Here is a 14780-nt window from a genome sequence, read left to right as displayed (position 1 = left end):
TCCAAATATAGAATTAAGGAGGTGCTACGCTAGCCTCGCTACACAAAAGAAGCAAGCACGTTTGTTTGTTGCTATTTAAGCTTTCGCTACTTATCGTTGTGCTTCTTGAGTTTTTGGGGTGTATTGAGTCAATGGAAGACTACATACCGGTGCTGCAGCTTCAATCATTGGCACCTAATAGCAGTGAGGTGGTAACGATCGATGGCTGCGAGGTATTGCTTTGTCATGCTGATGGCGAGGTATTTGCTGTTGAGAATCGCTGCACGCACCAACAAGCCCCTCTGGCAGGTGGGCGTATTCGTCGAGGGCATGTGTCTTGCCCCTTGCATGGCGTGCGCTTTAATCTTCGTACCGGAGAGCCCGTGGGACAATTGACCCGGGTGCCTTTAAAAACTTTCGACGTGCTGGTTGATGATGGCATGGTTGCGGTGAAGGTCAGTTAACGCGACTTGATACAGCAGCGCCCTGATTTCATTTTCTCAGCACAAAACGCCCTTGGGTAGTAAAGCCTAGCGGTGAGCTTTTGGGTCACAGCTTGGATCATGGGGACGACTTTTGACTTAGCTCGCAGTCCATCCACCATCAACAGAGAATAGGCTGCCGGTGACAAAAGACGAGGCGTCTGATGCCAAGAATGCTACCGCATCGGCGATCTCTGATGGTGTGCCCAGTCTGTTCATGGGATGTCTTGCCGCCATCGCTTGAGCAGCTTCCTCGGTAACCGTACTGTGCAGCAACGGCGTTGAAATAAAGCCGGGGCAGATAGCATTGATACGGATCCCACTATCGCCATACTCGACGGCAGCGCTTCGAGTAAGCCCTGAGACGCCGTGCTTGCTCGCAGTGTAAAGACTGCTGCCTGGAAATGTAGTGGTGCTCAGCGCAGAGGCCATGTTGATAATAGATCCCTTCTTTGACGGACTCATGTGGCGTAGGGCCTCTCTCATACATAGCCATACGCCTTTTAAGTTAACAGCCATGATTCGATCAAAGTCAGACTCCTCCGTGTCGCCCAGCGGTGTGAGTGGCGAGCCAACCCCCGCATTATTGACAGCGATAGTTATGGCGCCGAAAGTCTCGCTGGTTATCTTAAATAAGTGATTCACCTGGTCTGCCTGGCTGACATCGGTTACCACAGACAGACAGCGATGGCCCCTGGAGGTCAGGCTCTTAGCGGCGTCTTCCGCGGCAGCGCCATCGATATCTGCAATGCCCACGGCTACCCCAGCTTCTGCGAGTCTTGTTGCACATGCCAGACCGATACCTGCGCCACCTCCAGTAACGACGGCAACTTTACCTTTCAATTCTTCATACATGGTGACTCTCCCCTACACATGTTTTTCTTTCCCTGCCCCCAAGGTTTGATTAACGATGACACGCTTGCTAACACAGCGGTAGTGCCCAACTGCTCGCTCCAATGGCTATGCTCTGTGAGCGATCCTACAGTGCTACGAGCTTGTCGGTTAACCCACAGCGTTTGCTGCTGAAGAGCCGGTTTTTTTGCGCTCAGCGGGAGCGAGTTATATAAAAGCGGGTCAAAGGTTTGGGTTTTTTTCAGCGCCGGGAAGTTCACTGTCTGCCGGTGACCATAGGGATGCGGTCGACTCCCAACAGTTGAGTGAGGCTTGTACCCACGAAGAATCATCTAGAGTGCCAGCTTTGACAAAAATGAGCCCGGGCATTTCGTCAATATGTGTAAACATCTGGCTGCCGCAGCGAGAGCAAAAGCCGCGATTAACGTGGGACCCGTCAGAGCCAAGGCTGCCATATTGTTTGAAGGTGCCGCTAATGTGCACGGCGTCCTCTGGAAAGAGCACAATGGTAGCTTTGCCGGAGCCCGTGACTTTCTGACAGTCGCGACAGTGACAATGCAATGCTGCACGAGATTGTTCATGGTCGTATTCATAAGTAATGTCTCCACATAAACACCCACCGCTAGCCATTTTGGTCTCCTAAAATTTAGTGGTCTGAAATCCCCGGCCCAATAGCGCAGATCATGAACCTCGCCAAAAATAACTCCACGTTCGGTTATCGCTGCCGCCTGCGCGTCGCCGCTGTGTGTAGGACTGCGGCGTGACAACTGTGCATTGAGTAGCGTCTGATTACAATCAAACCAAAAGTTTTCATGGTCAATCGATCACTTTTTTGCCGCTCGTGTATGTCCAGCAGCGCAGCGTTAGATGGCCATCTTTTTGCAGTGCTGTGTCAGGGCTTTTTGTGGCCAAAAAATACAAACATTCAAATCTGTTTGTTATTGGATTTTCTCTGTGCGATATTCTCAGGCCGCTCAGCTGTGAAGCTTGTAACTCCAAGGAGACCGAATATGCCGCGAGCAGTTAATTTAGCCAGGCACCCCGATGGTGCTGTCAGGCCAGACGACTTTGAAGTGGTTGATGTGCCTCGTCCAGAGGTCCCTGAGGGGTGGTTTTTGATTAAAAACCGGGTCTTTTCCCTTGATGCAGGTTTCCGGCAATGGATGTCGGCAGGGGCAGGAGACAACTATTTGACCGGTATGCAGTTAAATGAGCCAGTGCAAAGCATAGTCTTGGGTGAGGTTATTGAGTCTAGGCATCCAGATTACGCGGTAGGAACCCTAGTCAACGCAAGGACAGCTTGGGAGGAGATGAGTTTATTGGACGGTTCAGATCTGTGCTCACCTCTGGTGGCAGCTGATGATCTGGCGCTGTCAGAGTACATGTCGACCTTGGGTCCGACCGGGATGACCGCGTGGCTTGGCTTGAATCACATCGGCCAGCCAAAGCCGGGAGACGTCGTTGTGGTCAGTGCGGCAGGCGGTGCTGTGGGCACCATTGTGGGACAGTTGGCAAAAGCTGCTGGTTGCCGCACGATCGGTTTGGTGAGTTCGGCAGAGAAGGCGCAATGGCTCACTGAGACGGTGGGTTATGACCTCGCAATCTCAAGAGAAGCGCAGCCTGATCTCGCGCGGGCTTTGGCCGACGCGGCACCCAGTGGAGTTGATCTGTTTTTTGACAATGTGGGCGGCTCAGTTCTAAACACCGTAATGCAGCAGTTGCAGGAGGGTGCGCGGCTAGTGTTGTGCGGCGCGATATCGCAATACGAGGCAGAGGTAGAGCCGGTGACGCATACTTGGGAGCTCATCACTAAGCGAGCTCGTATGGAAGGCTTTATGTTTTCAGATTATACCGATGAATTTCCCGCTGTGATTGAGGCCTTGGAGCGGTTGTTGAGATCGGGTGAGCTAAAAACATTTGACCAGTGTTATCGAGGCATTGAGCAGACCCCCACCGCTTTTTGCGACATGATGGGCGGTGTCTCTCGGGGTAAATGCTTAGTCTTATTAGAGGGTTAGCAATATGCCGACGAATTGGAGAGATGTGCCGGAGAACCTTCGATGTGACATTGACATTGTTGCTGACCCTGGTCTCGCTGGGGACCCTCAGGCGTGTATGTTGGCTTGGTTGGCACAAGAACAGCGGCCTTTGGCTTACACACCCCACAACGGTGGGCACTGGGTTGTCTTTACGCATAGCTTGGCCCACACGGTGCTTTGCGATGCTAAAAATTTTGGATCGTTCCCCATCGGTGTTCCCGCTAACTATGAACAGCGCCCGCGATTGATTCCCCTAGAAAGCGGGCCCGATGAGCATCGACGTTATCGGCGTTTGCTGCTGCCAGTGTTTCAGCCAGACGTCGTTAAAAAAATGGAGTCGGGTGTTCGCGCGCAAGCTTGTGCTGTGCTGGACGCCGTCATGAACAACGAAAAAATTGATTTTTTGGGAGACATAGCGAAACCAATTCCGACTCGGGTGTTTGCCGAGCAGATGGGGTTGGAGGCGACTATGTTGCCGCAGTTTTACGAGTGGGAAACCGGTTTTTACCGAGCGCCTTCCCTAGAAGAACGGCTTGCCTGTGGGCAGCAGATAGCACTGCACCTGCAGCAGGTTGTGGAGCAACACCAAAAGCGGCCGGGTTCGGGAGATATTGTTGATTTGCTGCTGGCCGCTGAGGTAGAGGGGGAGCGTCTAACCGCAGAGGAAGTGCAGGGCATTGCTTATCTACTGTTTCTGGCCGGCATCGATACCGTTGCTTCCATGCTGTCGTTCACCATTCTTCAGCTGGCTCGTAACCCCGACCAGTACGCCCAGTTGCACCAAAATCCCGAAAAGGTCACTGCTTCGGTTGACGAGTTTCTGCGACTGAATGCGTTTATCAGTTTAAATCGCATTTGCGAACAAGATACCGAAGTTGCGGGGGTGCTGATTAAGGCCGGTGATAACGTGGTGATTCCCAGTGCGATTACTTCTAGGGATCCTCGAGTATTTGGGGCACCGGACACCTTCGACACTGACCGGAGTCGCGGGGAACAAAATCGGCATCACGCCTTCGGCGCCGGCGCACACAAATGTATAGGGTTACACCTTGCGAAACTTGAAGTCAGGGTGGTGCTTGAGGAGTTTTGTCAAAGGGTGAGTTCAGTCTCATTGAGCGAAGACCGAAAAATTATCGGTCACGGTGGCACAACAATGGGACTTGATGCCTTGCCGGTTGATCTTCAGTGGACCACCACCCCGTAGGCCCTTCGTAAAGCACCGTCGACGATCCCGAGGAGGGAGTGTATGTTAAAAATGAGTGATTGTTTTCACAACGGTATCGCAGTAGCAGATATCCACTCGGCGCGAGACTCTCTCGGTCAGAGCCTGGGCGTCGAATGGAGCCCTGTACGAAGCTTTGACCCTCTGCCTTTTTGGACGCCAGAAGCAGGGGAGCACGAAATAGTGGTTCATGCATGCTACAGCAGAGAAGGCCCGGTACACCTCGAGCTGTGTCAAGGCAGCTCGCCATTTTACGACCCTGCTCAATTACCAGATAGTCGTCATATCGGTTTTTGGACTGAGGACTTAGCTGACGCCGCAAATACCCTTCAATCGCAGGGTTGGCGGGCGTTAGCCGCGGGTGCCTCGCCCGATGATGGCTTTGGCCTAATTTGCTATTTAACGCCACCCAATGGCGGCTTGATCATTGAGTTAGTAGGTACAGCACTACAGCCTGTGATCGCTGAGTGGGTAACCGCTACCGAATAATAAACTCTCCAGGTTCCCCAAGCCCCAGTCTAGGGGCTTCTGCGCCAACTTTCCTGTCAGACTTGTTCGGCACAAGTAACCGTAATACTCTTGACGGAGACCGCCGAATATTTTGATGAATAAGAATGTCGGTCTTGGGGCTTACGGCTAGCGAAGGCTGGGGCTATAAAATAAAAACGTCCCCATACTGTTAGGTGCGTGGACGCGGCGATTATTGAGGATTGCAGTAGGTGCCTGAATTCGGCGAGACAGCCAAAAATAGTTCGGTTGCCTCGGATCGGGTAGCGCCACTGACTCGTTTTTTCTGTCAGGGCCTCCAGCCTGTTGTCCTCACGTTTAAACCCACTGATTCTCAAACAGTGGATCTTTTCAAAGAAAATGGAGTGCCCAACAATGCTGTCTGCTGATGACAAGATTGCTATTACTGAATTACTCGCGAGGGCCTCATATGCCTATGATCAACGTGACCTTGAATTGCTCGAATCAGGCCTCTGTGAGGATGCCGTTATGAGTTTGTGCATCGCTGGTGGCGACCTTGTGGGACCTTTTGAGGGACGCGACAACGTCATGCAGTTGTACCGTGATGCGATGGCATCCCAAAATGACGTGCGACGACATGTTGTTTCGAACTGCTTTTTCTCAACGTCGGAAGACGTTGTTGAGGTGACGTCTAATCTCACCTTATTCGCTACTGAAGAGGGCAAAACAAAGTTGCTCAGTACGGGTCTATATCGCGATACGGTTCGTCAGGTCGACAACCATTGGCGCATAGCAACTCGCCATGTTGATCTGGACAGTGCCTACTGAGGGCTCGCGCATGAATATTGGAAGAATCCCCGCAAAAACTGCGAGCCTAGAGCCTCAGAGAGAGGCATTAGTGGATGTCCCCAATGAGCGTCGAATAACTTTTGGCGAACTAGACGAGCGCGTTAGGCGACTCGCCAACGCGTTGCGAGATGACCTTGGGTTGTCCAAGGGTGACCGAGTAGCCATCCTGTCCAAAAACTGTATTCAGTACATGGAAGTATTTTACGGTGTCGCGCGTTGCGGGTTGATTGCATTGCCCTTGAACTGGCGTCTCAGTGACGTGGAAATGCTGCGCCTACTTGAAGACGGCGAACCCCGTGTCATTGTCGTGTCATCCGAGTATCGGGACATGGCTGAACGCCTACGCCAGAAAATTCACATTGATCATTGGTTTATTTTTGAGGATCAACCTAAGGATGACTACGAACGTCTGATCGCAGCAGCATCAAGCGATGAACCGGCTGCAGCTGCACATGTTTCTGCCGACGATCCCGTACTCATCCTTTACACGGGGGGCACCACCGGGCTTTCCAAGGGCGCATTGCATACGCATCACTCGCTCTACATGGGAATGATCAATCAAACCGTCGCTGAGCGAATCGTGCCTACAGATGTTTACATGCTGACGGGCCAAATGTTCCACATTCCTGTAGCTCTGGCGATGAACTATATGGCCCACGGTTGTCCCGTTGTTTTGATAAATTTTGAGGCGAAGCTTGCACTTGAGGTGATTCAGCGAGAGCGGGTTTCAGCCTTCTTAGGCATCACAACGATGATCAACTGGATGATGGCTGTTGAGGGCTTTTCTGACTACGATCTCAGTAGCTTGCGTAATTTCCAGTACGGCGGCGGGCCCATGCCCCGCTCAGTGGTGGAGGCGGCGATGAACGCGTTTCCCTGCACATTGATTCAGGGATACGGTCAGACCGAGGGTATGACCATGACTTTTTTGACACAAGAAGATCATATTGACGCGTTGGCAGGGCGTCATAGTGAGCGCCTAAGCTCTTGTGGTCGTCCTGGTTTTGTCACCGAGGTTCAGGTAGTGGATCCATCAGGAGTTTGTGTCCCCCGAGATAGTCAGACGCCAGGAGAAATTGTCGTGCGTTCCGAGGCCAATATGGTGGGTTACTGGCAGCGACCAGAGCTCTCGGCTGAAATACTGCGAGATGGTTGGATGTGGACCGGTGACATAGCGGTCTGGGATGCAGAGGGTTATCTGTTTATTGTCGACCGCGCCAAAGACATGATCATCTCAGGAGGAGAAAATATTTACAGTACGCAGGTGGAAGCTGCCATTCATCAGCATCCCGCCGTCTTAGAGTCGGCGGTATTCGGTATCCCCGATGACACCTGGGGCGAGGCGGTAAAGGCGGTCGTCGTCCTGAAGCCAGACCACACGGCCACAGCGGCAGAGATCATCGCCGTAGCCAGCGAGCATTTAGCCTCGTATCAAAAACCTAAAAGTGTAGATTTTGTAGAGGCACTTCCCAAGGCGCCCACAGGGAAAATACTGAAGCGCGAGTTGCGTGACCCCTATTGGCAAGTGCAGGAGCGCAGCGTATGACCGGGTTAATTTCCGCTGAGTTACTGACTAACATTGGACGGCAGAGTAAACCTCAGCGAGAGATTGTTACTCGCCGTGATATTCGCAAATATGCGGTCGCCACGGGTAACCGCCAGCGCAAGTACCTCGATGGTGACGTCGCCCCCCCCATGTTTCATGTGCCGCTGTTTTGGGATGTTGTTGAGCTCGATCAGCTAACTCCCGATGGTGTATCTATCGATACCTTGCTGCCGAAATTTCCGCTGGAACGTGCCATGGCGGGGGGGCTGGACATTGAGTATCTAATGCCAATTCGCCCGGGGGACTGGCTGACCTCGGTGCGCACGCTCACCGCGATTTATGAAAAAGCGGGGCGCTCTGGATCGCTTATTTTTTACGAGATTATTATGGATATCCGAAACGACGATGATGAACTGGTGATTCGTGAAAAAACTACGAGGATTTTGCGATGACCCCAGAACCTGCGATTGGTGCGGTGCTGCCAGAACGACAATACACACCCGACAACGTTCAGCTCATGCTTTACAACGCATCACTTTGGAATGGCCACCGCATTCACTTTGACCTGCCCTATGCAACCGAGGTTGAGGGGTATCCCGGCCTAGTGCTTGCAGGTCCCATGCTGGGAGACTGGCTGCACCAGACAGTCGATGAATGGCTGGGTGACGCGGGCATGATCACTTCAGTGTCCTACTCAAACCGAGGTGCTACCTATGTGGGTGAGACACTGACGGCGACGGCCGCAGTAACCGCCTATGATGCGGCGAGTGGCGCATTAGAGCTCGAAGTAGGCATCCGCAACGAGGCCGGTGAAGTTGTCGCGCCGGGAACGATTGGTGCAAAGTTATTTGCAGCGGCGGACTGACCCATGGATCTCTCAAATGTTGCGATAGTTGGAAGTTTTGAAACAGACCTTGGAATCGTCGCTGATCGCGGCCCTATGGCACTGGGGGTGCAGGCAGCTCTGGGGGCTATTGCCGATGCCGGCCTTGATGCCAGTGCGATTGATGGATTGATTACCTGTAATTCATTGGTTACTCCGGTCATGTATCACGCCGAAGCTACCGCTGAGTACGCGGGACTCACCCCAAGCCATTGTTTGAGCGTTGGCACAGGAGGCGGCACAACTTATACGGCTTTGCGCTATGCCGCAGCAGCTATCCAGACTGGGCTGGCCACGACTGTGGTGGTGTCCATGGCAGATAGCATGCGAAGTTTTATGACTAGGGATCGTGCGATGGCAGTGCAGTCCAGCTCAGGACATCCGCACTTTGAGCAGCCCTACGGCCCGACGGTACCGGCCTACTATGCATTAATAGCGCGCGCGCACATGGATACTTTCGGTACCACCGAGGCGCAGTTTGCCGAGGCCATGGTGTCGTCGAGGACTTGGGCGCACGAAAACCCAACTGCACAGTATCGCGAGCGGGTTACTGTCGATGAAGTCTTGGCCTCCAAACCCATCGCAGACCCGTTAAAGCTACTCGATTGCTCTATCGTCTCTGATGGTGGCGCTGCGGTGGTTCTGACGACTCGCGAGCGTGCACGCGATCTGCCCCATACTCCGGTCCTATTGAAGGGGTACGGTGAGGGGCACCATTACGAGCACATCAGTCAGGCGACAGATCTGACTAGGTCGGCTGCTGTCGACTCTGGTAAGGCCGCATTCGAGCAGGCGGGCATTGAGCCGTCTGATATCGAGCTGGCGCAGCTTTACGACTGTTTTTCACCGGCCTTGCTGATACAACTCGAGGACCTTGGTTTCTGTGACAAAGGCGCTGGCGGTGATTTCTTGGCCAGTGGTGCGACACGGCCCGGTGGCGCACTGCCCGTCAACACTCACGGCGGCATGCTGTCGCATTGTCACCCCGGAAATCCCGGCGCCATGTTTGGATTGACCGAAGCTGTTCGTCAGTACCGTGGGGCAGCCGGAACGCGTCAGCTTGCACATCTTGAACACACATTACTGCACGCTCAGGGTGGCATTATGTCTAGTCACGCGACGGTGGTGCTTGGAAGAGCAAATTAATAGGAGCAAAAGATGGCCGGGGTTGATCAGCTGAATCAGGTTTATTTTGACGGTGTCGCGGAAGGTCAGTTGCGCATTCAACAATGCGGGGATTGCGGTGCCCAGCAGTTTTATCCAAGAGTCGTTTGTAAGCACTGTGGCAGTGAGCATAGCCAATGGATTGTGGCATCGGGTCAAGGAAAAGTGTCGAGCTATAGCGTGGTCCGAAGAGGCGTCTCGGCAGACTTTTCAGCACCTTATATCGTTGCACTGATTACATTGGAAGAGGGCGTAACGATGATGAGTCACGTCGTTGATGTGGAGCCCGATCAAGTGGCTAGTGGTATGGCCGTAACCGTGGCATTTCGCCCGGTGGGAGGGGCTGACATCAGGCCCGTTTTTACACCGGCACTGGCGAGCCGATAAATACTCATCATAAATAAGGAGACGTGTGTGAACAGTAAATTGATACCAACAGCGGTCATCAACCCCGACGCCCCCGTCGATTGTTTGGAGGCTAAACAGCCTGATATTGATAACGGCACAGCGATTCACGATAAAAGCGGCTACTTTTCTCAGGAGTACATGGCCCGAGAGTGGGACGAATTGTGGACTCGCAGTTGGCTGCTCGCGGGGGTGGTCAGCGACCTGCCCAATAGCGGCGATTACTTTTTATTTCGTGTTAGGCACGAGTCCTTCATTATTTCGAACACGCCGGAGGGCGTTGTTGCTTTTTATAACGTCTGTCCTCATCGGGGCTCGCGCCTGCTGTCGGAGGAGCGGGGCAATCGCAAGGTGTTTGTTTGTCCGTTTCACAGCTGGAGTTTTACTAATGGCGGGGCGCTTCGCAGTATTACCGACGAGGAGACTTTCAAACCTGAGGTGGTGAGCCACCGTCCCAGCCTAAAGCGAGCACGTTGTGAGGTTCACGCAGGGCTTATTTTTATCAACATGGATGAGGACGCAGCGCCTGTTGGTGAAGAACTTGGATTGCCCGAGGGCTATTTAGAAAATTACCAGATCGATCAGATGAAGGTAGTTCGACACGTTCGCAGTGAGTGGTGTTCTAACTGGAAAGTAGGGGTCGAAGCTTTTTATGAAAGCTACCACCTGCACGCGGTGCATCCAGAAACACGGGGCGTCATGAGTGATCTGAATGTCCAATATGATCTTTACCCAAAGGGCGCGAGTCGTATGATTGTGCCGCTAGGTCAGCCAAGTCCGCGCTTTCCCGACCAGGTAACTGTCAACGAGGGATTGCAGTTCATGTTGCGTGAGGCTGGTGTTGATCCTGATGCTTTTAGCGGCACTGCTTTAGATGTGCGCACTGCGATTCAGCAGGGTAAGCGCTCGCGGTCGCAGCGGTTGGGACTGGGTTACGAGCGGTTTACCGACGGGCAGCTGTCGGACAGCTGGGCGACGGGTATTTTTCCCAACATACAAATTGGGTGTCACCCTGAAGCTATATTTCTCATGCGCTTTTTACCACACGATACCGACCCCCAAAAATTTTGGTACGACACGATGACCTTAATGTTTCCTGTGGATGATCCCGACTACTGTCCACCGGCTTGGATGGGCTTGCCCGAGGGTACCGATGTGACCGGCCGCAATAGAGCACCCTCGGAAAGTTACTCCAAAGATGAGGATCCGGGTCTGGGTTTGGTGTTGAGCCAAGACGCGGCGTTTTTACCCTCGGTTCAGGAGGGCATGAGCAGTAAGGCTTTTCAGGGCCAGCTCTGGGGTGAACAGGAGCAGCGTTTGCGGCATTTTCATGTCGAGCTAGAGAAGCGGTTGGGAATAACATCGACTTGATGGTTCTGAATGGGGTGCGAGCGGTGATAAAGGTACTGAGCTTTCGGGCTGCCGTCACCCAGTTGAGCTTAACGATTGCTGTAGGGGCGATATCCTCGGCAGTCATTGCGGGTGATAGCTACTCGCCTAACTCAGATTCAACGCGGACCCAGCTGTACTGGGGAGATTTACACTTGCACACCAGTAACTCCGCGGATGCCTACACCATGGGCTCCAGAATAACGCCTGAAACGGCTTACCGATTCGCTCGAGGTGAAATGGTGCGAGCGGGTAACGGCATGTCAGTTCGCCCAAGGTATCGCCATGACTTCCTGGCGGTCAGTGATCACGCTGAATATTTATCGGTATACCGGCTGTTAGACGCAGAAGATTCGCGGCTGAAAGGCTGGGCCCTCGGTGAGGACTGGCTGAAGCTTTTGCGCAGCGATCGCATGGGTGAGCTCACTATGGCATTTGCTGACGCGTTTCAAAATCCTACCCCCGAAAAAATGACGCCACCTGCTGTTGTGTCCGCGGCTTGGCAAGATGCAGTGGCAACGGCTGATCGTCACAACCAGCCGCATTTATTCACGGCATTTCCCGCTTACGAGTGGACATCGACTATTTCTGGAGACAACTTGCACCGGGTTGTTCTCTATCGTGAAGGGCGGGGCTACGCAGATCAGAACGTGCCATTTTCGTCTCAGGACAGCAATGATCCGGAGGACCTGTGGGCGGCGATGGCCCGATACGAATCTCAGGTTAATGGTTCAGTGCTGGCTATTCCCCACAACTCTAATGTCAGTAACGGACGCATGTTTGCACCGCAAACGTTATCCGGTGTGCCTTTGAGTCGGACATACGCTGAAACTAGGGCCCGCTGGGAGCCGCTTTTGGAGGTCACGCAGGTCAAGGGCGATTCTGAGACGCACCCCTTGTTATCCCCTGATGACCGTTATGCCGATTTTGAGCGCTGGGATGAGGGCAACATTGCGCTGACAGCGGAAAAAGCGGATTGGATGTTTCCTCAGGAATATGCGCGTTCTGCTTTGGCGCAGGGGCTAAGGTACAGGAGGAGTTTGGGTGCTAATCCTTATCAGTTTGGGATGATAGGGGCGACGGATTCTCATACCGGCTACAGCGCGGTTTCTGAGGACAATTTTTTCGGTAAATTCCGTTCCACAGAGCCCTCCGCAGAACGTATGTTCACCAAAATGGCGCAGGTGTTAAATGAGAATTGGCGATTGAGTGCTTCAGGGCTTACCGGAGTTTGGGCCAAGGAAAATACTAGAGAGGCGCTATTTGATGCGCTCCAGCGTAAAGAGGTTTACGCGACTACGGGATCAAGAATTCAACTGCGGTTTTTTGGGGGCTGGGATTTTACAGACGACGACCTCCTAGCTGTGCCTATCTCCACCATCGGATACCAGCGAGGTGTCCCAATGGGAGGAACGCTGACACTATCAGAGCCTGATACCCCGGGGGCGGCTGCGCCGGTATTTATCGTGTTGGCCATGAAGGAGCCGGACGGCCCCGATCTGCACGCACTGCAGATTGTTAAGGGGTGGATCGACGAAGCGGATGAACCACAAGAGCGGGTGTACGATGCTGCACTCGCCGGTCCAAGCGAGGTCGACGGCAGCGCATCTTTGCGGACGGTTTGGGTGGATCCCGCTTTTAATGCAGATCAGGATGCGGTTTATTACGCCCGGGTTATCGAAGTGCCTCGGCAACGCTGGACAACCCGAGATGCCAATTTTTTTGGAGTCCAACGGCCCGCGCAAGCGCCCGAGTATATTCAGGATAGAGCCTACAGCTCGCCGATCTGGTATCTGGGAGCCATGCATCCATGATCTTGGTGTGCACAGGTTGCCATCGACTATGAATGAGCATAATCAGCCCTCAACTCCCGCACATTATGTGCTGCATTATTATCCATCGCCAAATTCGCTCAAGGTCATCATCTTGCTGCAGGAACTTGGGCTTGATTGGGAGGGACGTTATGTTGACCTTGCTACTGGCGAGCAGCTGACGCAGACGTTTGCCGTCTTGAACCCAAATCGAAAAGTACCGGTGTTGGAGTCCAGCAACGGTGATGTCGTGTTTGAGTCGGGGGCTATCCTGGAGTTTTTAGCCCAGCGGCACGGTGCCTTTATGGGCGCAAATGAAGCGGAGCGTTGGCAGTGCAAGCAGTGGCTGTATTGGCAAATGTCTGCTCTTGGACCTATTGGAGGGCAAGCGCACCATTTCAACAAATTTGCGCCTGAAAAAGTGCCTTATGCCATTCGTCGCTATACCGATGAGAGTAACCGTCTTTACGGCGTATTAAATGAGCGGCTGTCGCAGGTGCCCTGGCTGGGGGGTAGTTACTCGATTGCCGATATGGCGGTTTGGCCTTGGCTGGTGCACGCTGATTGGCAGGGGCAGAGTGTGAGCGACTTTCCCGCATTGGCCGCTTGGTATGACGCGATGCAGCTGCGTGCCGCCGTGGCAGCGGCCTGGGCGTCGTATCCAACCCGTGAAATCGCTGCAGAAGACTATGGGATTTTGCTTAACCAAAGGGCAGACGTTTTAAAACCCGGTTGAAAATTATAAGGAGAGTTTATGCTAGGCCCCATCCTCCATCATTATGATGCCTCGCCTTTTTCGCAAAAAGCTCAAAAAATACTCGGTATTAAGCAGTTAACATGGCATTCGGTAGAAATGCCGATGACAGCTCCAAAGCCTGAACTTGAGGCGATCACTGGGGGGTATAGAGGCACTCCGGTTTTACAGTTGGGGAGTGATGTCTTTATCGATACCGTCGCCATCGCCGATGCCCTAGATCATTTTTATCCGAAGACGGCAGCACTAGCCGCGGGCGCGAAGTTATTCAGCGATGCCATGGGATTGTGGGCCGATAGTCTGTTTGACCCGGTGCTTGGTTCGGCAGTTGCGCTTTATGCTGCTGACTGGGATGAGCATTTTTATAACGACAGGGCAGCGGTGTTTCCGCATCTTGATTTTACGGCGTTGCCAGACACTCGTGAACTCATGGCCGCCCGTATCATCCAGTTGGCGCGACAGCTGGATACTCAGCTAATCGATGGTCGAAGTTTTCTGACTGGTGATGAGTGCACCTTGGCAGATGTTCACTGTTGGGGGATATTCTGGTTTGTTCGCAACGGGTTACCTCACGTTGCCAGCGAGCTGCTTACGCTTGAGGCTTTGAGTGATTGGGCTGATCGAGTGGAAGGCTTGGATTCGGGAGAGCGACTGGCCTCAGATTATGATGTGGCGCAGGCGGCCCTGCTGCAGCCAGCTGCGGATCTGACACTTTTTCCAGGTGCTCGAGAACGCAGTAGTCGCCTCAATAGCTGGTGGGATACTCCGGTAAAGGTCTGTGCTGTGGGTGCAGACCGAGGCTGTGTCGAGGGGATTCTTGTGGGGCAGGGAGATCGCTTTACTTCACTTAGAGTCGAAGGGTCTGATTTACCGGTTCGGCATGTGCACTTTCCACGGCAAGGCTACGACATACATCGACCCTAAGAGAGAGGATAGC

At 53.3% G+C, this 14780-nt stretch carries 16 protein-coding genes; 14 read left to right on the top strand and 2 right to left on the bottom strand.

Annotated elements, in window-relative coordinates; translation table 11 throughout:
• Positions 1–65 precede the first annotated feature (65 nt).
• Positions 66–443 (top strand): Rieske (2Fe-2S) protein, encoded by a 378-nt coding sequence (locus tag ACMAY6_RS09490; protein ID WP_435211301.1) that lies wholly within the window; start codon positions 66–68, stop codon positions 441–443.
• A gap of 117 nt (positions 444–560) precedes the next feature.
• Here ACMAY6_RS09490 and ACMAY6_RS09485 read toward each other — a convergent pair whose 3' ends face one another.
• Positions 561–1316, bottom strand: coding sequence for an SDR family NAD(P)-dependent oxidoreductase (locus ACMAY6_RS09485; RefSeq protein ID WP_435211299.1), 756 nt, complete (start codon positions 1314–1316; stop codon positions 561–563).
• Between the two features lie 219 nt (positions 1317–1535).
• Entirely contained in the window at positions 1536–1943 is a 408-nt protein-coding gene (locus ACMAY6_RS09480; protein WP_435211297.1) for a GFA family protein, read from the bottom strand.
• A 380-nt stretch (positions 1944–2323) separates the two neighbouring features.
• Here ACMAY6_RS09480 and ACMAY6_RS09475 point away from each other — a divergent pair, with 380 nt between their 5' ends.
• From ACMAY6_RS09475 to ACMAY6_RS09415, 13 genes are all read left to right on the top strand, one after another.
• Entirely contained in the window at positions 2324–3331 is a 1008-nt protein-coding gene (locus tag ACMAY6_RS09475; RefSeq protein WP_435211295.1) for an MDR family NADP-dependent oxidoreductase, read from the top strand.
• 4 nt (positions 3332–3335) lie between these two features.
• Entirely contained in the window at positions 3336–4556 is a 1221-nt protein-coding gene (locus ACMAY6_RS09470; RefSeq protein WP_435211294.1) for a cytochrome P450, read from the top strand.
• Positions 4557–4598: 42 nt separating this feature from the next.
• Positions 4599–5063 carry a VOC family protein gene (locus ACMAY6_RS09465; protein WP_435211292.1) on the top strand — a complete coding sequence of 155 codons (465 nt, stop codon included), beginning with the start codon at positions 4599–4601 and terminating at the stop codon, positions 5061–5063.
• Between the two features lie 393 nt (positions 5064–5456).
• The gene (locus ACMAY6_RS09460; RefSeq protein ID WP_435211290.1) at positions 5457–5870 is read left to right on the top strand and encodes a nuclear transport factor 2 family protein; all 414 of its coding nucleotides are present in this window, start codon (positions 5457–5459) and stop codon (positions 5868–5870) included.
• Positions 5871–5880: 10 nt separating this feature from the next.
• The gene (locus ACMAY6_RS09455) at positions 5881–7437 is read left to right on the top strand and encodes an AMP-binding protein (protein WP_435211288.1); all 1557 of its coding nucleotides are present in this window, start codon (positions 5881–5883) and stop codon (positions 7435–7437) included.
• Positions 7434–7889: an FAS1-like dehydratase domain-containing protein gene (locus ACMAY6_RS09450; RefSeq protein ID WP_435211286.1), complete on the top strand. Its 456-nt coding sequence runs from the start codon at positions 7434–7436 to the stop codon at positions 7887–7889. Before ACMAY6_RS09455 ends, ACMAY6_RS09450 begins: the two co-directional genes overlap by 4 nt.
• Positions 7886–8302: a hypothetical protein gene (locus tag ACMAY6_RS09445; protein WP_435211284.1), complete on the top strand. Its 417-nt coding sequence runs from the start codon at positions 7886–7888 to the stop codon at positions 8300–8302. The genes ACMAY6_RS09450 and ACMAY6_RS09445 overlap by 4 nt, the downstream gene beginning before the upstream one ends.
• Positions 8303–8305: 3 nt before the next feature.
• Positions 8306–9466: a thiolase family protein gene (locus tag ACMAY6_RS09440; RefSeq protein WP_435211283.1), complete on the top strand. Its 1161-nt coding sequence runs from the start codon at positions 8306–8308 to the stop codon at positions 9464–9466.
• Between the two features lie 12 nt (positions 9467–9478).
• A complete protein-coding gene (locus ACMAY6_RS09435; RefSeq protein WP_435211281.1) occupies positions 9479–9871 on the top strand; it encodes a Zn-ribbon domain-containing OB-fold protein in 393 nt (130 codons plus the stop codon).
• Between the two features lie 27 nt (positions 9872–9898).
• Positions 9899–11260, top strand: a complete 1362-nt coding sequence (locus ACMAY6_RS09430; protein WP_435211279.1) for an aromatic ring-hydroxylating oxygenase subunit alpha — start codon at positions 9899–9901, stop codon at positions 11258–11260.
• Positions 11260–13092, top strand: a complete 1833-nt coding sequence (locus tag ACMAY6_RS09425) for a DUF3604 domain-containing protein (protein WP_435215982.1) — start codon at positions 11260–11262, stop codon at positions 13090–13092. Before ACMAY6_RS09430 ends, ACMAY6_RS09425 begins: the two co-directional genes overlap by 1 nt.
• A gap of 28 nt (positions 13093–13120) precedes the next feature.
• Positions 13121–13825, top strand: coding sequence for a glutathione S-transferase family protein (locus tag ACMAY6_RS09420; protein WP_435211277.1), 705 nt, complete (start codon positions 13121–13123; stop codon positions 13823–13825).
• Positions 13826–13843: 18 nt separating this feature from the next.
• Complete coding sequence (locus ACMAY6_RS09415; RefSeq protein WP_435211275.1) at positions 13844–14767, top strand: glutathione S-transferase family protein; 924 nt, start codon at positions 13844–13846, stop codon at positions 14765–14767.
• Positions 14768–14780: the final 13 nt, after the last annotated feature.

The sequence above is a fragment of the Luminiphilus sp. nBUS_16 genome (genome assembly GCF_051201645.1).
Taxonomy (GTDB): Bacteria; Pseudomonadota; Gammaproteobacteria; order Pseudomonadales; family Halieaceae; genus Luminiphilus.
Note: the sequence above shows the minus strand (reverse complement) of the source record. Positions and strands in the feature narration are given on the sequence as shown.